Consider the following 18,700-nt stretch of genomic DNA (forward strand, 5'->3'; position numbering starts at 1 on the left):
GACGACGAGGGTACGGGCGGCGAGGGTACGGGCGGCGAGGGTGCGAGGGTCAGGCCAGTACCTCGGCGAGCCGGCGCCATTCGGCGCGGGGCAGGGGGCCCGGGGTGCCGGGGGTGGTGCCGGGGGTGACGATCTGCAGGGCGACGTGGTCCGCGCCGGCCGTGTGGAAGGCGTCGATACGGCGCCGGATCTCGGCGTCGTCGCCCCAGGCGTAGACGGCGTCGATGAGCCGGTCGCTGCCGCCGTCCGCGAAGTCGTCCTCGGTGAAGCCCAGCCGCAGGAAGCTGTTGGTGTAGTTGGGCAGGGTGAGGTACATGGCGAGGTAGCCGCGGGCCGTGGCCCGAGCGGTGTCCGGGTCGGCGTCCAGGACGACCTTCAGCTCGGGGGCGAGGAGCGGTCCCGCGCCGAGGAGTTCACGGGCCTGGGCGGTGTGCTCGGGGGTGACGAGGTACGGGTGGGCACCGCCCGCGCGGTCGCGGGAGAGTTCGAGCATCTTCGGGCCGAGCGCGGCCAGCACGATCCGGCCGGCCGGAACACCGGCCGTGTCCAGGGCGTCGAGGTAGTCGACCATCGCCGAGTAGGGCCGTCGGTACTGCGCGGCGAGCTTGGCGTGGCTGGCGCCGATACCGAGCACGAAACGCCCCGGATGCGCGGAGTCCAGCCGCAGGAACCGGGCGGCGGCGTCGGCGGCCTCGTACTGCCAGATGCTGAGGATGCCGGTGGCGACGGTGAGCCCCGACGTGGCCTCGATCAGGGGTACCGCGTGCTCGACGCCGCTGCTGCCGCCCAGCCAGACGGCTCCGAAGCCGAGCTCCTCCAGCTCGGCGGCGGCTTCCGGGATCTCCCCGCGCAGCGCGGGGTCCTCGGAGCGGAGCTCCGCGCTCCAGATCCCGTAACGGCCCACGGACTCCTGCAGAGTTACCATCGTCTTGTCTCCTACGTGCCCTCGAAATCCAGCGACGGCCGTGCCAACCCGCGCCCGGCACCGACTATTCCGGCACGGCGGCCTGTCCCCCGTACGGGCCAGTCCGGTGCACAGGAGCGGTACGGCTGTTACGCGCACAGGAGCTGGGATGAATCCTGAATCGACCCTCCACCGGGCGATCGTCCAGAACATGAGGGACATCCCCGCCGGGGAGATCCTCCTGCGGGACGAGGGTACGAAGACGAACTGGAAGGTCGAGGTCGGGGCCTTCCGGCTGGCGCCCTGTCCCGTGACCCGCGAGCTGTACCGCGCCGTTCGGGGCGAGGCGCCCGCGAGCTCGGCGGGGCCCAGGACGCCGGTGACCGAGGTCTCCTGGCAGGAGGCCGTTCGGTTCTGCAACCTGCTCTCGCGAGCGACGGGGCTCGCACCCTGCTACGCGATGGGCGACGACCGCGACGGGCAGGACGTGGTCTGTGACTGGGAGGCCGACGGCTATCGCCTTCCGTCCGAGGCGGAGTGGGAGTACGCGTGCCGGGCCGGGACCTCCGACGCCCGCTACGGGGAGCTGGACGAAATCGCCTGGTACCGCGGGAACTCCGGCGGCGCGGTGCACGACGTCGCGGCCAAGGCGCCGAACGCGTGGGGCCTCTACGACATGATCGGCAATGTGTGGGAGTGGTGCTGGGATGTCTACGATCCCAGGGTCTACGGCCCGTACCGCGTGTTCCGTGGCGGTGGTGGATACGACCCGCCCCGGGGATGCCGGGCGTCGTGCCGCCGCAAGAGCCACCCGACCTTCCGCATCGACGACCTCGGATTCCGGCTCGCCCGGTCGATGTGAGCACCCGTGACTGTGCGTCATCCCCCGGACGGAGCAGCACCGTCCGCGCCCTCGCCTGATCGGTAGTAGGACGGACATCACGGGTGTCGCGGTGGAGGAGCTGCTCGGGATGAACATCGTCGTCGACCTCAATCGATGTCAGGCCTACGCCCAGTGCGCGTTCCTCGCCCCGCGCGTGTTCGCGATGCATGGCGAGGAGGCCCTGTCGTACAGCCCCGTCGCCCCGGCAGACCAGGACGAACATGTCAGGCGGGCCGCGGCGGCGTGTCCGGTGCAGGCCATCCTCATCGGCGAGGAGGCGGGTACCGATGCCGGGCGACGGTGAGCTGCGCGGCTGCCGGATCGTCATCGTCGGCGCGTCACTGGCCGGGCTGCGTGCCGCCGAGACGCTGCGTGAGGAAGGCTTCACCGGCTCGCTGACCATGGTCGGGGACGAGCCCCATCCCCCGTACGACAGACCACCGCTGTCCAAACAGGTGCTGCTCGGGCGGGTGTCGGCGAAGGACACCGGGCTGCCGCAGCGGCGTGAGGTGGACGCGCGCTGGAAGCTCGGCGTACGGGCCACCGGCGTCGACCCGGTCAAGAAGCGGGTCCTCCTCGCCGACGGCGAGGAGCTGCCCTACGACCGGCTGCTGATCGCCACCGGAACCCGTGCCAGGCCCTGGCCGAACCCCGCCGAGAACGCCTTGGACGGGGTGTTCACGCTGCGCACGAGCGACGAAGCAGGCCGCCTCGCCGAGCGGCTGGACGCCGGGCCGCGACGGGTGCTGGTGATCGGTGCCGGTTTCACCGGCTCGGAGATCGCCTCCGCCTGCCGGGAACGCGGTCTTGAGGTGACGGTCGCCGAGCGCGGCCCCGCGCCGCTGGTCGGCGCGCTCGGCGGAGCGTTCGGCGCGCTCGCCGCGAAGTTGCAGCTCGCGCACGGTGTCGACCTGCGCTGCGGCGTGACGGTCACCGCCCTGGAGGGCACCGACCGGCTCACCGGCGCGACACTGTCCGACGGCAGCAGGATCGACGCCGACATCGCCGTGGTCGCCCTGGGTGCGGTCCGCAACACCGAATGGCTTGCCGACTCGGGACTCGCCGCGGGCCCGCTCGGAGTGACCTGCGACGCCGGGTGCCGCGCCTTCAGCATGTACGGGATCGTCACCGACGACGTCTTCGTCGCCGGCGACGTGGCCCGCTTCCCGCATCCGCTCTTCGAGTACCAGATGCTCTCCCTGGACCACTGGGGCAACGCGGTCGCGCAGGCCGAGGTCGCGGCCCACAACATGGTCAGCCCGGGCCCGAGCAGACGCCCTCATCTGGCGGTGCCGGTCTTCTGGTCCAGCCAGTTCGGCCTCAACATCAAGTCCGTCGGCGTGCCCACCTTCTCGGACCAGGTGGTCATCGCGCAGGGCTCGCTCAAGGAGGCCCGGCTCGTCGCCGTCTACGGCTACCGGGGACGCGTCACCGCGGCGGTGAGCGTGAACCGGACCAAGTGGCTGAGTTACTACCAGAACCTGATCGAGACGGCGGCGCCGTTTCCGCCGGGACCGGGCGCCGCCGACCGTCCCGGCACGGCCGTCCCCGTCTCCTCGGACGTACTGGACCCGAAGGGGCTCTCGCACGGGCCGACCGTCGCACTCACCGGCTATCTGCCGGACCGGCGCCTGATCCTGCTGCGGCACGCCGACTGAACCGCCCACACTCCCTACCGATGAGGAGCGCCCACCCATGGCTGCCGACACCCTGCTCCGCCGGATCACCGACTACGCCAACCGCGCCGACCCCTATCCGCTCTACGCCGAGCTGCGCCGGAGCAGGGTCGCGCGCCAGGACGACGGCAGCTATGTGGTCGGCACCTACCACGACATCGCGGCTCTGCTCCACGACCCGCGGATCAGCTCGGACCGCCGCAACCTCAACGAACCGGACGAGGACGCGTTCAAGCTGCAGCCGGCGTTCATCGGGGTCGACGACCCCGAACACGACCGGCTCCGCCGCCTCGCGATGCGGCCCTTCGGCCCGCCCCACACCCCTGGCCGCATCGACGCGATGCGCGGCGACATCACCCGGATCGCCGAGGAGCTCATCGCCGCGTTCCGGGGGAAGGAGCAGATCGACCTCGTCGACGACTTCGCCTACCCGCTCCCCGTCACCGTGATCTGCCGGCTTCTGGGCGTACCCCGCGAGGACGAACCGCTGTTCCGCGTCTGGTCGAACACCATCATCGCCAGAATCGACCCCGGCTCCGCCACGGACACCGCCGAGCGCGTGCGCGCGGCCATGGAAGCCCGGCAGGCGATGGGCCTGTACCTGGGAGAGCTCGCCGACAGACGCCGTGGCCACCCGTCCGACGACATGCTCTCCGCGTACGTCAACGACGAGGGCCCCGAGGGACACCTCACCCAGCAGGAACTGATGGCCACGTCCGTCCTGCTGCTCATCGCCGGTCATGAGACGACCGTCAATCTCATCAGCAACAGCATGCTCACCCTGCTGCGCCGGCCCGACCAGCTGGAACGACTGCGCGAGGAACCGGCGCTGATGCCGAGGGCGGTGGAGGAAATGCTCCGTTACGAGCCGCCCGTCCAGATGCTGCCGCAGCGCACGCCGCTGACCGATATCGAGGTATCGGGCACCGTCGTCCCCAAGGGCGCGCCCCTCGTCCTCATGCTTGCCTCCGGCAACCGTGATCCCCAGCGGTTCCACGATCCCGACCGCTTCGACCCGACCCGTGAGGACAATCAGCATTTCGGCTTCGGCAGCGGCATCCACAACTGCTTCGGCGCCCCGCTCGCCCGGGTGGAGGCACAGATCGCGCTGAACGAGCTCATCCGGCGGCTCGACAGTCCCCGCCTGATCGAAGACCCGCCTCCGTACCGCCCCAGCCCGGTACTGCGCGGCCCCCGCCACCTGGCCATCGGACTCGGCGCGGCTGGTTCGTGAGCTCCGGTCGGCGTGGCCGCAGTGGCGGGCGTTCTCGCCGATCATGTGGGCGGCGCCTTTTCGTAGCCGACCCCGCGTCCGAGGCAGAGAGAGCACGGTGGCCATGCAGCCCCACGGAAGCGATTCCTTCGAGGTGGACCAGGCCGTGCAGGACGCCCTGGACCGGCTGACCCTGGTGGCCAACGCCTCCGAGGCGCTGTCCAGCACGCTGGAGTTGGATCCGGGACTACGCCGGTTGTGTCGGGTGCTGGTACCCGCCGTGGCGGACTGGTGCGTCATCGACCTGGTCGAGGACGAGGACGGGGGTGAAGGGCGGTTGCGCCGGGCCGTGGTGGAGCACCGCGATCCCGACGCGGTGCCTCCCGGGTTTCTCGAAGCACTGCTCCCACCGGCGGACGACTCCTCCGATGCCCCGCTGGCCCGGGCGTTGCGGGGCGCCGGGCCCCTGCTGCTGACGGACTTTCCGCCGTCCGAAGAGGGCACCGATGCCCTGCACCGCATCGAACTGCAGACCTTCCAGCAGCTGGGGGCCCATCGAGCGGTTCTGGTACCGCTGCGTGCGCGCCGCCAGGTGCTGGGGGTGCTGACCTTGGTACGTACCGACCAGGACGGGCTGGCAGAGCAGGACCGGCTGCCGCTGATCGAGGATCTGGCCCATCGCATCGCCATGGCCGTGGACAACGCGCGCCTGCACGCCCAGATCGCCACCACCGCGGAACGGCTCCAGCGCTCCCTGTTGCCCGACCTGCCCGACCACGGGCCCCTCGACATCGCCGCGCGCTACGACCCCGCGCGGGTGAGCGCGGAGGTGGGCGGTGACTGGTACGACGCCTTCCTGCTTCCCGACGGCGCGCTCACGCTCATCATCGGCGACGTCACCGGCCACGACCTCAAGGCCGCCGTATCCATGAGCCAGATGCGCAACATGCTCCGCGGCATCGCGTGCGACCGCAAGGAACCCCCGGGCAAGATCCTGGCCCGGCTGGACGCCGCGAACGAGATTCTCTACCCCACCCAGACCCTGACGTGCCTGTACGCCCTGGTCACCAAACCCGAACCCGACGGCCCCTGGCTGTTCCACTACGGCGTGGCCGGCCACCCCGCCCCGCTCCTGGTCACCCGTCAGGGCGATGCCCGATTCCTGAACGAGGGCCGCAGCCTGCTGCTCGGAGCCGACGCCGACACGGTCCGCCCCGACGCGATCGAGCCCCTGCCACCCGGCTCCACCGTGCTGCTGTACACCGACGGACTCATCGAACGCCGCAGTGAAACCTTCGACGACGGCATGGCCCGGCTGCGCCAGCACGCCGCCGCGCTGGCCCGCGCACCGCTGGAGACGTTCTGCGACGAACTCATGACCGGCCTCGGGCAGGCCAGTACCGATGACATCGCCCTGATCGCGGTCCGTATCCCGCCCGCCACCTCCACTGCGTACACCGCCACCACCGAATGAGATCCGACTCACCTATCGGGGGCCCGGCGGCTTCATTGGCCTACGCTTCCCTGCGTGCCCAGCCCCCGCACGCCCCACAACGACGACCACTCGGATGTGCGGGAAGCTCTGGAGACAGCCGCCGCAGCGCACGCCGTCGTCATCCTGGACACCAGCGAGCTGCTCTTCGCCGAGTCCAGCCTGCTCACTGTCTTCTCCGCGTCCGCAGAACGACGGGGCCGGCACGGCCTCGCGCCGCCGTGCCGAGCAGGCAAGGAGCGTGGCGTCCGAATCCCGCCAGACGAAACCTTGTACGGAGGGCAGACTCGAACATATCCAAGCAAGCCCGAAGGAAAGGGAAGAACGATGACGTTGTACACCACGATCGACAGCCCCCTGGGTGAACTGCTCCTGGTGGGTGAGGAGTCGGCGACCGCCAAGGGTGGCACCGCGCTCGCGTCCCTGTCCGTACCCGGCCAGAAGGGCGGAGCGGCCATTCAGAACGGCTGGCGGCGCAGCCCGGAGGCGTTCACCGAGATCCTCTCCCAGCTGCGTTCGTACTTCGACGGCGAGGTCACCCACTTCGACATCGAGTACGTCTCCGCCGGCACGGAATTCCAGCGGCGGGTCTGGCAGGCCCTGGAGTCCGTCCCGTACGGCACCACGACCACCTACGGCCGGCTGGCCGAGCGGATCGGCGCCCCGCGTGCCGCACTGCGCGCCCTGGGCGCGGCGATCGGCGCGAATCCGCTGCTGATCGTCCGGCCCTGTCACCGCGTGATCGGCGCGGACGGTTCCCTGACCGGCTACGTGGGCGGCCTCCCGTGCAAGCAGCAGCTGCTGCTCCACGAAGGCGTCAGGCAGGCCGCCTGACCCGCGCTCCGCCCACGACACCGGAGGAACCAGAACCATGACCGTGACCACCCGTCTTCCGGCCCGAGCAGGCGCGCGCGTCGACGCGGGCGACTGGAGCGCCCTGGCCGACGAGGTCAATGAATACGGCTGTGCGCCGACCCACCGGATCCTCACCCTGGAGGAATGCCGGTTGCTGGCCGCGCTGTACGAGGAGACGGAGCACTTCCGCTCCACGATCGACATGGCCCGCTACCGCTTCGGCTCCGGCCAGTACCGCTACTTCAGCGACCCGCTGCCGGAGTTGGTGCGGGAGTTGCGGGAGGCGTTCTACCCACGTCTGCTGCCGATCGCCCGCGACTGGGCCGGCAAACTCGGCCGGCCCGCGCCCTGGCCGGACAGCTTCGAGGAGTGGCTCGCGATGTGCCGCGAGGCGGGCCAGGCCAAGTCGTCCCAGATCCTGCTGCGTTACGGGCCCGGAGACTGGAACGCCCTGCACCGCGACCTCTTCGGCGACGCGGTCTTCCCGCTCCAGGTCGTCATCAGCCTCGACGCGGCGGGCACCGACTACACCGGCGGTGAGTTCCTGCTCGTCGAGCAGCGCCCCCGCGCCCAGTCGCGCGGCACCGCCACCCTGCTGACGCAGGGCCACGGCCTGATCTTCACCACCCGCGACCGGCCCGTGCTCTCCAAGCGAGGCTGGTCGGCTTCGCCGGTACGGCACGGAGTCAGCGCCGTACGCTCAGGCAGCCGGCGCACCCTGGGCCTGGTCTTCCACAACGCCTCCTGATGCCCGTGCGGACACGGTGCACGGACTGCGGGGGCCGCGATCGTCAGTAGCCTCGGCGGACGTTGTTCACGGCCGCTTCGTTGAGCCTCCGGCCTCGCCGTTGCCGTTCGTCCGCCAGTTCCCCCAACGCGTCGCTGACGGCGGCGAGCACGGTCGCCACCTCGTCGTCGGACACGCTCGGGAAGTCTCCGGTCGATTCGTCGCGGATCCCGATGGCCGCGGCGAGGGCGGCGAGGACGGGTTCATCCGCTGTCCAGCGGTCCGCCGCCTGGCTGCGGGCGGGCGAATCGACCAGCACCACCCGTTTGGTACGGAAGAGCATCCAGCGGCGGCGGCGCTGGCGGGCCAGCTGTCCTTCCGCCTCAAGGGCGGCCAGATAGGTGGCGGACAGACCGCGGCCTCTGCGCCACAGCCAGTCGCCGAGCGACTCGTACGGCGCTTGGCGGGCCAGCGACGACGCGGCCTCGACCAACAGGGGGTCGGCCACCGCTCGCCGGGCGCTCGGCACGAGGTGACCGTCGTCCAGTTCGACGGCCTGGGCGCCGAGGAGGTCGATCACCTCGGCTCCCGCGAGCGCGAGCGACAGATCGCCACGCTCCACGGGGCTGCTGGACGCCCTGTCCATGGCAACGATCAACAGGTCCCGCGGTGTGGTCATGAATGGCTCCATGTCAGCACGAGGGCCCGGTCTGTCGCATCAGGCGCGTTGTGCGAATTAAATCAGTTTTCCATACGTACCTCATATTATAGGCGCTCTCTATGCTCCATCCCGGAACGTCGTTCACGGGTTGAGGCCGGCCACCACCCCAGCCGTGGCGGAGATCCCGTTCGCGATCGTCGGCGCCATGCTCGAGCCCGCCAGGAAGAACCCGAGCAGGACACAGACCATCGCGTGGGAGAGCTTCAGTCCGCCGTTGCGCATGAAGATCACCGTGAGGATCACCAGAAGCAGCATCAGTGAGATCGAAATAGCCATCGACAACCTCCTCCGCCGCACCGGAATCGCGGCATTCGGCGGCCAGTGTGGCGGAGGAGGAGTCCCGTACGGCCGACTGGCATGTCCGCCATTCGGGTGGTTGTCCCTGGTGATCGCGTTTACGGGCGACGGGCACGCAGGAAACGTTCGAGCCCCGCAAGGTCATCCGAATTGACATGGTCGACGCCGGCGGCGAGCAGCTCGGCCCAGACGGCGTCCCGCGCGGGCCCCGCCTGGTCGGGTGTCCCCCAGAAGCGCACGCGCTGACCACGGCTGTGTGCCGTGGCGGTGATGCGGCGCAGCTCGGCACGTTCGGCGGCGGGGAACGCGCCCACACCCAGCCAGCTGAAGGTCGTGGTCCAGTTGCTGCTGATGAGCGGGATGAACGCGGCGCCCGCCGCGGTGCCGAGGTCCTCGAGCCGCCCGTCGTAGAAGGCGTACCGGGTCCGCTGCGCCTCCATCGGGACGCGGGCCGCGCGGTCGCCGGAGATGACCGGGGTGACCGCGCCGAGGCGCACCGAGCCGTACGTGAAGCGGCTCAGCATCGAGCGGTAGGAGGTCAGTTGGCGGTGGAGTTCGGCGTAGGCGGCGGCGCCGTCCGTCTTGATGTCGATGAGCAGCTGCACCGGACGGTGGTAACCCTGGTGTACGGAGCCGTGGTTGGCCCGGACGAGAGCCGCCAGCGGGTCCAGGTAGAGGGCGCGGAGGGTACGGGCCGGGTCGAGATCCGTGGCCTCGTGAGCGACCAGCAGCTCGCCGTCGACCAGGAATATGTCGGCCTCGACGCTGGTGAAGCCGTGTGACAGGGCGTCGAGGAGGGGGCGCGGGTGCAGATAGTCGTTGTGGGCGTGGGCCTGGCGCAGCGGCCGGGGCCCGGGACTGGCCGGTGTCCGTGACGCGGCCTGTGCGTACGCGGGAGCCGCGACCACTCCCGTGATCGCGGCGGCGAGTGTGCTGACGGCTCTGCGGCGGGTGGTGAGGGCCATGATGCCTCCAGGTGGACGCGGTGGGGCGCGGTCCAGGCGAGTATCGGTCCTCCCGTGGCCCGACCGACAGCGGCCGGCGCAGAGTTCGCCGGCGCGACGGCTGTGGTTCAGACAGTCCCGGCGGCCCGCGTCCGGCGGACCGTACGGCCGCTCCGGCGCTCCGGCAGGGCGATCCCGTGGCCGACGCCGGGCGGCCCCGTACCGCGCTCGCGGCGGTGGTGCCCGACGACGGCCACGGGCTCGCCCTGGCCAGGGGCCGCTACCCGGGGCCCGGCAGGTCGGCCAGAGCGGCCAGCGTCTCCTTGTGCCGGCCAGGTGAACCGAGCGCGATCTCATCGGACTTGGCGCGCTTGAGATACAGATGCGCGGAGTGCTCCCAGGTCATCCCGATCCCGCCGTGCAGCTGGACGCACTCCTCGGCGGCGTGGACGGCGACCCGCCCGCAGTACGCCTGCGCGACGGCCACCGCGAGCGGGGCGTCCGGGCTGCCGGTGGCCAGCGCGTCGGCGGCGTTCCGGGCGGCGGCGCGGGCCGAGACGACCTCCAGCCAGAGCTGTGCCATCCGGTGTTTGAGCGCCTGGAACGACCCGATGGGGCGGTTGAACTGATGCCGCTCGCGCGTGTGCCTGACCGTCTCCTCCAGGCACCATTCGGCGATGCCGAGCTGTTCGGAGGCGAGCAGCCCGGCCCCGGCCAGCAGTCCTCGGCGTACGGCGGCCTCCGCCGCGGAAGCGTCGGCGATCCGGATCCCGGCGCCGGGGTCGACGGTGACCGTGGCGAGGGGGCGGGTCAGATCGAGCGGCGTCAGCGGCTCGACGGTGACGCCGGGCGAGGCCGTCTCGACGGCGTACAGCCCGTCGTCATTCAGCACGAGCAGGACATCGGCGCGCACGGCGTCGGCCACACCGGTCACGGTGCTCGCGCCGACGGGGAGCGGTGCGTCCGGGGCGGTGGCCAGCGGCAGCGCGAGTACGGCGACGCGATGGCCGTGGGCGAGCGCGGTGAGCAGACCCGCGACGTCCGTGCTCTCCGTGCTCTCCCCGTCGCAGGCGAGGAGCGTCTCGGTCGCCATCACCGAACTGGTGAGATACGGCGCGGGTGTGACGCTCCGGCCCAGCTCTTCCAGTACGACGGCGGCCTCGCGGTGGCTCGCGCCCTGGCCGCCGAGCTTCTCCGGGACGAGCAGACCCGACGCGCCGATCCCGGCGGTGAGAGAGGTCCACAGCTCGTGGTCGTACGGATCGCCGGCCTCGGCGCGGACGAGCGCCGCCGGGACATCACCGCGGGCGGTGAGCAGGGACCGTACGGCCGCGCGCAGAGCGTCCTCGGTGTCCGAGTAGAGCAGATCGGGGGAGGTTTCGGTCATCGGGCCAGGTCCTTCCAGGCGACGTCCTTGTCGTTGCGCGGCTCGGAGGGCAGGCCGAGGACACGTTCGGCGACGATGTTCAGCAGTACCTCGCTCGTACCGCCTTCGATGGAATTCCCCTTCGACCGCAGATAGCGGTAACCGGCGTCGCGCCCGGTGAAGTCGACCAGCTCGGGCCGGCGCATGGTCCAGTCGGAGTACAACAAGCCTTCTTCACCGAGGAGTTCGACCTCCAGACCGCTGATCTCCTGGTTGAGCCGGGCGAAGGAGAGCTTCATTCCGCTGCCCTCGGGTCCTGGCTGTCCCGCGACGAGCTGCTGGCGCAGCCGTTCCCCGGTCAGGCGGGCGACCTCGGCCTCCACCCACAGCGTGACAAGGCGCTGACGGAGATCGTGCGTGCGCAGCTCGGGCCGTTCACGCCAGGTCCTGGCGAGTGTGCCGATCATGCCGCCCTCGCGCGGGAGCCGGGCGCCGCCGATGGAGACCCGCTCGTTCATCAGCGTGGTCTGTGCGACCTTCCAGCCCTCGCCGATCTCGCCGAGGCGGTGCGCGTCGGGGATCCGTACGCCGGTGAGGAAGACCTCGTTGAACTCGGCCTCGCCGGTGATCTGGCGCAGCGGCCGCACCTCGACACCGGGATCGGTCATGTCGCAGAGGAAGTAGCTGATGCCCCGGTGCTTGGGCAGGTCGGGATCGGTGCGGGCGATGAGGATGGCCCAACGGGCGACATGGGCGCTGGAGGTCCACACCTTCTGCCCGTCGATGATCCAGTCGCCGGAGACGGGGTCCGTGTCCGGGTCGCGTACGGCGCGGGTTCCGAGCGCCGCCAGGTCGGAGCCCGCTCCCGGCTCGCTGAAGAGCTGGCACCACACCTCCTCGCCGACCCACAGGGGCCGCAGAAAGCGCTCCTTCTGTTCCTGGGTGCCGAAGCGCAGGATGGTCGGCGCGGCCATGCCGAGGCCGATGCCGATCCGGCGCGGGTCGTTGTCGGGTGCCCCGGCGGCCGCCAACTCGGCGTCCACGACGGCCTGGAGGGAGCGCGGCGCGTCGAGTCCGCCGAGCCCGGCGGGGTAGTGCACCCAGGCGAGTCCGGCGTCGAAGCGGGCCTTGAGGAAATCGGTGCGCGCTGTGTCGGCCGGCGGGTGCTCGGCCAGCAACTTCCTGGTGAGGGAGCGCAGTTCGGTGGCGTCGGTCATCGGTCATCGCCCTCCGGGAGGACGACGACACGTCCGGTGGTGACACCGTCCGCGACGCGCTGGACAGCGTCCGCCGCGCCCTTCATCGGCACTCGCTCGCTGACGAGCGGCTTGATGGCGCCTCGTTCGGCGAGACCGGTCAGCTCTTCGTGACAACGCAGGACGGCGGCCGGGTCCTTGGTGTTGTAGAGACCCCAATGCAGGCCCATGACGGAGTAGTTCTTCACCAGCGCGTGGTTGAGGGCGGGGCTGGGGATGGCGCCGCTCGCGAAGCCCACGACCACGATGCGGCCCTCGAAGGCCACGCATTTCGCGGACGCGGTGTAGGCGTCGCCGCCCACCGGGTCGTAGACGACATCCGCGCCCCGGCCGCCGGTGGCCTCCTTCACGGCGGCGACGATGTCGTCCGTACGGCGGTCGATCACGACGTCACAGCCCAGCTCCCTGGCGACGCGGGCCTTCTCCGGTCCGCCGACGACGCCGATGACGGTGGCTCCGGCCGCCTTGCCGAGCTGAACGGCTGCGCTGCCGACCCCACCGGCCGCCGCGTGGACGAGCAAAGTCTCGCCCGCCTGCAGACGCGCCCGCCGGTGCAGACCGAACCAGCCCGTCTGGTAGCCGATGTGCAGAGCGGCCGCCTCGGCGTCGTCCAGCGCCTCGGGCGCGGGCAGGAGCGCGGCGGCGTCGGCGACGACGTACTGCGACAGACCGCCGTGCGGCAGCGCGGGCGTGGCGATGACGCGGCGCCCGTCCTCCGTCTCCCCGCAGATCTCCACACCGGGTGTGAAGGGCAGCGGCGGCCGCACCTGGTAGTGACCGCGGCAGAGCAGGGCATCGGGGAAGTTGATGTTCGCGGCACGGACCAGCAGCTGGACCTGTCCGTCGCCGGGCACAGGGCGCTCCACCTCTTCGAGCCGCATCACCTCGCTCGGCTCGCCGTTCCGGTGCACTCGCCATGCCTGCATTTCGGGGCCTCCACACACGATGGGCAGTACCGCACTCTTTCGCATACTAAGCGGTCGCTTGCCTTCGGGGGAACAGCCCGCTCCTGATGTCTTCGGCCGCGCCCGGCCACGTACCCAGGCCCGCGCATACGGGTCCGCGGCTCGAACGGCGCGAGCAACGCGCCCGCCCGGAGCCGCGGTTGTGTGCCTACCAAGCCTTGATCATTCGTGAACTCCCGGCGTGACGCTCTCCTTTCCCTCCGGGATGACCGGAACAGGCTGGATCCGGCGCAGATACGCCTCCGCCTGCCAGATCGCCTCACGTGCGGTGCGCTGCCCCATCAGCACACAGAGGGTGTACGCCACGTCCTCGAACCGTCTGCGGGTGGTCTCGTCCAGCGGCTCGGCGAGCACCAGCCGTTCCCAGGCCCGGTAGCGACCCAGCAGATCGGCGACCAGATGTCTGTCCGGTAGCAGCATGTGCACCACTTCCAGCATCGGAGTCCGCCCGCTCACCCAGGGTTCCTTCCGTACGCCAGGATCGCGAGGACGGCGTGGGGCGGGACCGGCCTCGCGCGCAGCGTGGCACCAGTCCCCTGATACCTATTCTCCCCCCAGCGCCGGGCATCCGCTCGCCGAGGCCCGGAGGCCGCGGACCAGCGGCCGAAGACCTCGAAGGCCACCCGTCAGGAGCTCAGTCCTCGCCCCTCGCGAGCGCCAGCAGCCGGTCCAGGACACGCGGGCCGCTCGCCCGTACCCCGTCGTGCTCGTACTCGTCCGTCACCCAGGTACGCAGCCCGCGGATCGCCCGTGCCGTGCTCAGGGAGTGGTCCGTGTCGACATACATGTCGTCGTGGTAGACGGCCGCGGCGACCGGCACCTCGTTGGCCGCGAGCCGCGCGGTGTCGTACAGCGGCGCCCAGTCGGTGCGGGCGGCGAGCAGTTCGGCGGTCTCGCGCAGCGGGCGCAGCGCGGGGTCGGCGTCGAAGTGCCAGGGGTGGATGGTCTCGCCGGTGAAGTACAACGGGCCCTCCCCGGCCAGGGTCTTGGCCGCGTCGAACCGCGCGAATTCGGCGCGGACCCGCTCGGCGGCCCAGGCGGTGGCCCGGTCGTCCTGGGCGTAGATCGCCTCGTGGAGCACGGCGTACAGCGGGCGTCCCGCGTACGAGAGAGCCGACGCCACGCCCTCCTGGAAGGTGTCGGAGAGGGCCTGGCCCCCCGGCGTGAGGACGAAGGCGTTCTCCAGCAGGTAGTGCAGCTGGTGGCTGCCGTCCCCGCCGCCGAGCAGGATGCCGAGGGACTGGAAGGCCTCGGGTGTGAGGGTGTATCCGGTGGGGAGCACAACGCGGTACTCGGCGAGGTGCTCCGCGATCCGGCGGGCGCGGCCGATGTCCTGCGGGTAGCGGGCGTAGTGCCCCTCGACCTTGCGCGCGATCCGCGGGTACGCGGCGCGGTACACCTCGTCGGCGGTGGCGTCCAGGGAGGGCAGCCCGCCGGTGATCACGACGGTGGCCAGGCCCTCGGGGGCGGTGGAGAGATAGTGGGTGGCACAGAAACCGCCGAAGCTCTGGCCGAGCAGGGTCCAGGGGGCGCCGCCGGTCAGCCCCGGGCGGATGGTCTCGCAGTCACGCACGATGGAGTCGGCCCGGAAGTGGGCGAGATAGGCGGCCTGCTCCTGGGGACCGCCGCGCAGCGGCAGGGTCTGCCGGTCGGCGGGGGTGGAGAGACCGGTGCCGCGCTGGTCGAGGAGAAGCACCCGGAATTCCTTGAGGGCACGGCCGAGCCAGGCCTGCTGTCCGACGAAACGGCGCGCGGCGCAGCCGGGGCCGCCCTCCAGATACACCAGCCAGGGCAGGCCAGCGTCGGCCTTCCCGCTCGCGACGACCTCGCGGCCGTACAGCTCGATCCGCTCCCCCGACGGGTCGCTGTGATCCAGCGGGACCGTGAAGCGGTGGTCGGTGAGGACGACGCCGGGCTGGCGATAGCTGGTCAAGGGTGCTCCTGTTCTCGATCGCCCCCGCCGGGGCAGTCACGCCGGACAGTTCAGCACACGGGTACGGGAGCGGCGGAGCCCGCCCCGCTCCCGTGCGCACCGGCGCCGGCCCTGGTCGTATCGTCCTGTTGTCCGTCTCGTACGACCAAGGTGGTCCCGCATGTCCCTGTTCGACCTGCCCCTCGACGAGCTCCGGGGCTACCGGAGCCGGTCCACGGAGCCTGAGGACTTCGACCAGTTCTGGGCCGAGACCCTCGCCGAGACGCGCGGCCATGAGCTCGCCGCCCGCTTCGAGCCCGTACCCACGGCGCTGACGGCGCTGGACGTGTTCGACGTGACCTTCGCGGGGTTCGGCGGTCACCCGGTCAAGGGCTGGCTGATCCTGCCCGCCGGGACGTCTGAGCCGCTGCCCGTGGTGGTGGAGTACCTCGGCTACGGCGGCGGGCGCGGACTGCCCCACACCCATCTGCTCTGGGGCGCGGCCGGCTTCGCGCACTTCGTGATGGACACCCGGGGGCAGGGCAGCGGCTGGGGCGGCGGCGGTACCCCCGACCCGGTGGGCAGCGCCTCCGCGTACCCCGGCTTCCTCACCCGGGGCATCGAGGACCCGTACGCGTTCTACTACCGGCGCCTGTTCGCCGACGCGGTGCGCGCCATAGAGGCCGCCCGCGCGCATCCCCTCGTCGACGCCTCACGGACGGCGGTCCTCGGGATCAGTCAGGGCGGCGGGATCACCCTGGCGGTCGGCGGTCTGGTGCCGGACCTGACGGCCATCGCGCCGGATGTGCCGTTCCTCTGCGACTTCCCCCGGGCGACGACGCTCACCGACCGCAATCCGTACCGGGAAGTGGGCAACTACCTGAAGACGTATCGCGACAGGACGCGGAACGTGCGGCGGACGCTCAGCTACTTCGACGGGGTGCACTTCGCGTCACGCGGGAGGGCTCCGGCGCTGTTCTCGGTGGCGCTGGAGGACCAGACCTGCCCGCCGTCGACGGTGTTCGGGGCCTTCAACGCCTACGCCGGCAAGGACAAGTCGATCGAGGTGTACGACTTCAACGACCACGAGGGGGGCGGTCCCTTCCAGCAGGCCGCCCAACTGGCCTGGCTGCCGGGGAAGCTGACGGCCTGACAGAGATCCGGCTGCGAGTGGCCCGCTGAGGGGAACGGCGTCGACTGGCGCGTTCACGTTCCGCTGTTGTTCGGCTTCTTGACGACCGTCTCGACAGTCTCTTAAATCGAGAACTGAACCATCAGCCACAGGTGATCATGAATTGTGTTCACCTCTCAGCAACGAAATGTCATGCACATGCCCCCACTCAAGTGATGTGATGACTGTGAACCAAGCGAAGCACACCTCCAAGCGGCGCCGCACGGCGCTGTACGCCCTCTCGTTGCTCTGCTGCGCCGGAGCACTGACCGCACTGCCCGTCGGAGCATCCGCCGCGCCCGCCCCCCACACGGCCGCGTCATCCTCCCGTACCGCCGCGGCACCCGCCGCGGTGACGTTCGCCGACGAGTTCGACGGCGGGGCCGGATCCGCTGTCGACGGCAGCAAGTGGCAGATCGAGACCGGTGACAACGTCAACAACCACGAGCGGCAGTACTACACCGCCGGAAACAACAACGCCGCACTCGACGGCCAGGGCAACCTGGTCATCACCGCGCGAAAGGAGAACCCGGCCGGGTACCAGTGCTGGTACGGCGCCTGCGAGTACACCTCGTCCCGGCTGAACACCTCCGGAAAGTTCACCTCGACGTACGGACATGTCGAGAGCAGGATGAAGATCCCGCGCGGCCAGGGCATCTGGCCCGCGTTCTGGATGCTCGGGGACGATCTCGGCAGCGTCGGCTGGCCCAACAGCGGTGAGATCGACATCATGGAGAACGTCGGCTTCGAGCCCGGCACCGTCCACGGCACCCTGCACGGCCCCGGCTACTCCGGCGAGGGCGGCATCGGCGCGGGCTACACCCTGCCGGGCGGACAGGCGTTCGCCGACGCCTTCCACACCTTCGCGATCGACTGGTCGCCCGACTCGATCACCTGGTCGGTGGACGGCAACGTCTACCAGACCCGGACGCCCGCCGACCTCGGCGGCCGTCAGTGGGTGTTCAACAAGCCCTTCTTCATCATCCTGAACCTCGCCGTCGGCGGCTACTGGCCGGGCGACCCGGATGGAAGCACCTCGTTCCCGCAGCAGCTCGTCGTCGACTACGTCCGTGTCACCACCGCCGACAAGGCGCTGCCCACGTCGTAGCCGCGAACGCGTCGGCGGAACGGATACGTCCCGGCCGCTGACAGGAGAAAGCTGACAGGAAAAAGGGGAGGCCGCCGGTCATCGGACCGGCGGCCTTCCCTTTCCGCCGTCTCCGTACCGGCGGGCACCACCGGAGCCGGCCGGGCTCAGCGACGTATGCGAGGGCGACGGACGGGTAGCCGATCAGTACATCGCGCCCACGCCAGAGGAGGACCGTCGCATGATCATCGTTGGTATCGTCGCCGTCTGCGCAGTGCTACTCGTGCTCGCCTTTCTGATTCCGCGTCTGTCCCGCCACCCGGAGCGCGGCACCCAGCGCACCCTGGGCACAGGAGGGCAGGTGGCGGGCAAGGCCCCCGGCGCTCTCGGCCGACTGCTGCGCAAGCCCTTCAGCAGCAGCTCACGCGCCGTGAGCCACAGCGGCTCCGCCGGACGCCGCACCCGGGGCCGTATGCCCTTCTGACCCGGACCCCACAGTCGTGAGCTCCGCCCCCGATGCGCGGGGGCGGAGCTCACGCGCTGCGCGGCGCGTGACAGAATCCCGCTGCCGCAGGTGGGGGACGCACGCGGCACCGTGCGGTGACAGGCATACGACGTGGGTGGGGATCATGAGACGTGGGACAAACGCGGTGCCGGCCTTGGCGCTGGCGGCGCTGTTGCTGTCGGGGTGCGGTGGCTCCGCCGAGTCCACGACGACGCAGCAGGACGGTGCACGGGCGAAGCCCTCGGCGTCGCCCGCCGTGGCGATGAGCCGCACCGAAGCGACCAGCGACCTCCGGTACGCCTCGGCGAAGACGACAGGCCGGAAGCAGTTCATCAAGCCGTCCCGCGTGTCGGCCTGCCCCATCATTTCCCAGATGGTCTTCACCGAGAAGCCGCCGACCCCCGAAGACGTACGGGCCGTGGTCGATCGTCTCGTGGAACGCGGCTGGACCGCGGATGACAGCTACACGGATGGCGACCTGGACGCGTTTCTGACGAAGGACGGCTGGGAGGGCTCCGTGGGCGGGTCGGAGATAGCCGAGGAACACAAACCGATGGCGGAGTCCTACGAGGGAGCGCTGTTGCTCGGCACGTCGAAGCGGCCGTGCGACTCCGAGCCGTCGCCCGCCACCTAGTAGGGCTTTGTTAGGTGGTGTCGTAGGTCTGCCATGGGGTGGGTTGTCGGCAGGTGGGGCAGGTGCCGGTCCAGGTGGTTAACAGGTGTTGG

At 70.7% G+C, this 18,700-nt stretch carries 20 protein-coding genes; 11 read left to right on the forward strand and 9 right to left on the reverse strand.

Annotation, left to right across the window (positions count from 1 at the left end; genetic code table 11):
* Window positions 1-49: 49 nt before the first annotated feature.
* Window positions 50-925 (reverse strand): LLM class F420-dependent oxidoreductase, encoded by an 876-nt coding sequence (locus ACZ6MZ_RS18095; protein ID WP_389786492.1) that lies wholly within the window; start codon window positions 923-925, stop codon window positions 50-52.
* 148 nt (window positions 926-1,073) lie between these two features.
* Between ACZ6MZ_RS18095 and ACZ6MZ_RS18100 the strand changes: the two genes are divergently transcribed.
* From ACZ6MZ_RS18100 to ACZ6MZ_RS18130, 7 genes are all read left to right on the forward strand, one after another.
* Entirely contained in the window at window positions 1,074-1,766 is a 693-nt protein-coding gene (locus ACZ6MZ_RS18100) for a formylglycine-generating enzyme family protein (RefSeq protein ID WP_469352895.1), read from the forward strand.
* A 109-nt stretch (window positions 1,767-1,875) separates the two neighbouring features.
* Entirely contained in the window at window positions 1,876-2,091 is a 216-nt protein-coding gene (locus ACZ6MZ_RS18105; RefSeq protein ID WP_389786496.1) for a ferredoxin, read from the forward strand.
* Window positions 2,075-3,445: an NAD(P)/FAD-dependent oxidoreductase gene (locus ACZ6MZ_RS18110; RefSeq protein ID WP_469352897.1), complete on the forward strand. Its 1,371-nt coding sequence runs from the start codon at window positions 2,075-2,077 to the stop codon at window positions 3,443-3,445. Before ACZ6MZ_RS18105 ends, ACZ6MZ_RS18110 begins: the two co-directional genes overlap by 17 nt.
* A gap of 37 nt (window positions 3,446-3,482) precedes the next feature.
* Window positions 3,483-4,697, forward strand: a complete 1,215-nt coding sequence (locus ACZ6MZ_RS18115; RefSeq protein ID WP_469352899.1) for a cytochrome P450 — start codon at window positions 3,483-3,485, stop codon at window positions 4,695-4,697.
* 103 nt (window positions 4,698-4,800) lie between these two features.
* Window positions 4,801-6,150 (forward strand): PP2C family protein-serine/threonine phosphatase, encoded by a 1,350-nt coding sequence (locus tag ACZ6MZ_RS18120; RefSeq protein ID WP_469352901.1) that lies wholly within the window; start codon window positions 4,801-4,803, stop codon window positions 6,148-6,150.
* A 345-nt stretch (window positions 6,151-6,495) separates the two neighbouring features.
* Window positions 6,496-7,002: a methylated-DNA--[protein]-cysteine S-methyltransferase gene (locus ACZ6MZ_RS18125; protein WP_469352902.1), complete on the forward strand. Its 507-nt coding sequence runs from the start codon at window positions 6,496-6,498 to the stop codon at window positions 7,000-7,002.
* 37 nt (window positions 7,003-7,039) lie between these two features.
* Window positions 7,040-7,771 (forward strand): 2OG-Fe(II) oxygenase, encoded by a 732-nt coding sequence (locus ACZ6MZ_RS18130; protein ID WP_469352903.1) that lies wholly within the window; start codon window positions 7,040-7,042, stop codon window positions 7,769-7,771.
* Window positions 7,772-7,814: 43 nt separating this feature from the next.
* Here ACZ6MZ_RS18130 and ACZ6MZ_RS18135 read toward each other — a convergent pair whose 3' ends face one another.
* The 8 genes from ACZ6MZ_RS18135 to ACZ6MZ_RS18170 all read right to left on the reverse strand — a co-directional run bounded on the left by ACZ6MZ_RS18135 (window position 7,815) and on the right by ACZ6MZ_RS18170 (window position 15,232).
* A complete protein-coding gene (locus ACZ6MZ_RS18135; protein WP_469352905.1) occupies window positions 7,815-8,429 on the reverse strand; it encodes a GOLPH3/VPS74 family protein in 615 nt (204 codons plus the stop codon).
* 123 nt (window positions 8,430-8,552) lie between these two features.
* Window positions 8,553-8,747 (reverse strand): hypothetical protein, encoded by a 195-nt coding sequence (locus ACZ6MZ_RS18140; RefSeq protein ID WP_384182123.1) that lies wholly within the window; start codon window positions 8,745-8,747, stop codon window positions 8,553-8,555.
* A 119-nt stretch (window positions 8,748-8,866) separates the two neighbouring features.
* Window positions 8,867-9,733, reverse strand: coding sequence for a phosphatidylinositol-specific phospholipase C/glycerophosphodiester phosphodiesterase family protein (locus tag ACZ6MZ_RS18145; protein ID WP_469352907.1), 867 nt, complete (start codon window positions 9,731-9,733; stop codon window positions 8,867-8,869).
* A gap of 259 nt (window positions 9,734-9,992) precedes the next feature.
* Window positions 9,993-11,099, reverse strand: a complete 1,107-nt coding sequence (locus tag ACZ6MZ_RS18150; protein ID WP_469352908.1) for an acyl-CoA dehydrogenase family protein — start codon at window positions 11,097-11,099, stop codon at window positions 9,993-9,995.
* A complete protein-coding gene (locus ACZ6MZ_RS18155; RefSeq protein ID WP_469352910.1) occupies window positions 11,096-12,295 on the reverse strand; it encodes an acyl-CoA dehydrogenase family protein in 1,200 nt (399 codons plus the stop codon). Before ACZ6MZ_RS18155 ends, ACZ6MZ_RS18150 begins: the two co-directional genes overlap by 4 nt.
* A complete protein-coding gene (locus ACZ6MZ_RS18160) occupies window positions 12,292-13,260 on the reverse strand; it encodes an NADPH:quinone oxidoreductase family protein (RefSeq protein ID WP_469352912.1) in 969 nt (322 codons plus the stop codon). The genes ACZ6MZ_RS18155 and ACZ6MZ_RS18160 overlap by 4 nt, the downstream gene beginning before the upstream one ends.
* 201 nt (window positions 13,261-13,461) lie before the next feature.
* Window positions 13,462-13,755, reverse strand: coding sequence for a DUF5133 domain-containing protein (locus tag ACZ6MZ_RS18165; protein ID WP_469352914.1), 294 nt, complete (start codon window positions 13,753-13,755; stop codon window positions 13,462-13,464).
* A 178-nt stretch (window positions 13,756-13,933) separates the two neighbouring features.
* Window positions 13,934-15,232: an alpha/beta fold hydrolase gene (locus ACZ6MZ_RS18170; protein WP_469352915.1), complete on the reverse strand. Its 1,299-nt coding sequence runs from the start codon at window positions 15,230-15,232 to the stop codon at window positions 13,934-13,936.
* 160 nt (window positions 15,233-15,392) lie between these two features.
* Here ACZ6MZ_RS18170 and ACZ6MZ_RS18175 point away from each other — a divergent pair, with 160 nt between their 5' ends.
* From ACZ6MZ_RS18175 to ACZ6MZ_RS18190, 4 genes are all read left to right on the forward strand, one after another.
* Window positions 15,393-16,364, forward strand: coding sequence for an acetylxylan esterase (locus tag ACZ6MZ_RS18175; protein ID WP_469352917.1), 972 nt, complete (start codon window positions 15,393-15,395; stop codon window positions 16,362-16,364).
* Window positions 16,365-16,563: 199 nt separating this feature from the next.
* Window positions 16,564-17,490, forward strand: coding sequence for a glycoside hydrolase family 16 protein (locus ACZ6MZ_RS18180; RefSeq protein WP_386875400.1), 927 nt, complete (start codon window positions 16,564-16,566; stop codon window positions 17,488-17,490).
* 220 nt (window positions 17,491-17,710) lie between these two features.
* The gene (locus tag ACZ6MZ_RS18185) at window positions 17,711-17,953 is read left to right on the forward strand and encodes a DUF6411 family protein (RefSeq protein WP_384182148.1); all 243 of its coding nucleotides are present in this window, start codon (window positions 17,711-17,713) and stop codon (window positions 17,951-17,953) included.
* 145 nt (window positions 17,954-18,098) lie between these two features.
* Window positions 18,099-18,608 (forward strand): hypothetical protein, encoded by a 510-nt coding sequence (locus tag ACZ6MZ_RS18190; protein WP_389786526.1) that lies wholly within the window; start codon window positions 18,099-18,101, stop codon window positions 18,606-18,608.
* Window positions 18,609-18,700 lie beyond the last annotated feature (92 nt).

This window comes from Streptomyces sp. NPDC042201 (assembly GCF_055582185.1).

Bases quoted from the DNA above. Each gene is read 5' to 3' on its own strand.
- ACZ6MZ_RS18095 (WP_389786492.1), bottom strand. From the start codon at position 925: ATGGTAACTCTGCAGGAGTCCGTGGGCCGTTACGGGATCTGGAGCGCG.
- ACZ6MZ_RS18100 (WP_469352895.1), top strand. From the start codon at position 1,074: ATGAATCCTGAATCGACCCTCCACCGGGCGATCGTCCAGAACATGAGG.
- ACZ6MZ_RS18105 (WP_389786496.1), top strand. From the start codon at position 1,876: ATGAACATCGTCGTCGACCTCAATCGATGTCAGGCCTACGCCCAGTGC.
- ACZ6MZ_RS18110 (WP_469352897.1), top strand. From the start codon at position 2,075: ATGCCGGGCGACGGTGAGCTGCGCGGCTGCCGGATCGTCATCGTCGGC.
- ACZ6MZ_RS18115 (WP_469352899.1), top strand. From the start codon at position 3,483: ATGGCTGCCGACACCCTGCTCCGCCGGATCACCGACTACGCCAACCGC.
- ACZ6MZ_RS18120 (WP_469352901.1), top strand. From the start codon at position 4,801: ATGCAGCCCCACGGAAGCGATTCCTTCGAGGTGGACCAGGCCGTGCAG.
- ACZ6MZ_RS18125 (WP_469352902.1), top strand. From the start codon at position 6,496: ATGACGTTGTACACCACGATCGACAGCCCCCTGGGTGAACTGCTCCTG.
- ACZ6MZ_RS18130 (WP_469352903.1), top strand. From the start codon at position 7,040: ATGACCGTGACCACCCGTCTTCCGGCCCGAGCAGGCGCGCGCGTCGAC.
- ACZ6MZ_RS18135 (WP_469352905.1), bottom strand. From the start codon at position 8,429: ATGACCACACCGCGGGACCTGTTGATCGTTGCCATGGACAGGGCGTCC.
- ACZ6MZ_RS18140 (WP_384182123.1), bottom strand. From the start codon at position 8,747: ATGGCTATTTCGATCTCACTGATGCTGCTTCTGGTGATCCTCACGGTG.
- ACZ6MZ_RS18145 (WP_469352907.1), bottom strand. From the start codon at position 9,733: ATGGCCCTCACCACCCGCCGCAGAGCCGTCAGCACACTCGCCGCCGCG.
- ACZ6MZ_RS18150 (WP_469352908.1), bottom strand. From the start codon at position 11,099: ATGACCGAAACCTCCCCCGATCTGCTCTACTCGGACACCGAGGACGCT.
- ACZ6MZ_RS18155 (WP_469352910.1), bottom strand. From the start codon at position 12,295: ATGACCGACGCCACCGAACTGCGCTCCCTCACCAGGAAGTTGCTGGCC.
- ACZ6MZ_RS18160 (WP_469352912.1), bottom strand. From the start codon at position 13,260: ATGCAGGCATGGCGAGTGCACCGGAACGGCGAGCCGAGCGAGGTGATG.
- ACZ6MZ_RS18175 (WP_469352917.1), top strand. From the start codon at position 15,393: ATGTCCCTGTTCGACCTGCCCCTCGACGAGCTCCGGGGCTACCGGAGC.
- ACZ6MZ_RS18180 (WP_386875400.1), top strand. From the start codon at position 16,564: ATGACTGTGAACCAAGCGAAGCACACCTCCAAGCGGCGCCGCACGGCG.
- ACZ6MZ_RS18185 (WP_384182148.1), top strand. From the start codon at position 17,711: ATGATCATCGTTGGTATCGTCGCCGTCTGCGCAGTGCTACTCGTGCTC.
- ACZ6MZ_RS18190 (WP_389786526.1), top strand. From the start codon at position 18,099: ATGAGACGTGGGACAAACGCGGTGCCGGCCTTGGCGCTGGCGGCGCTG.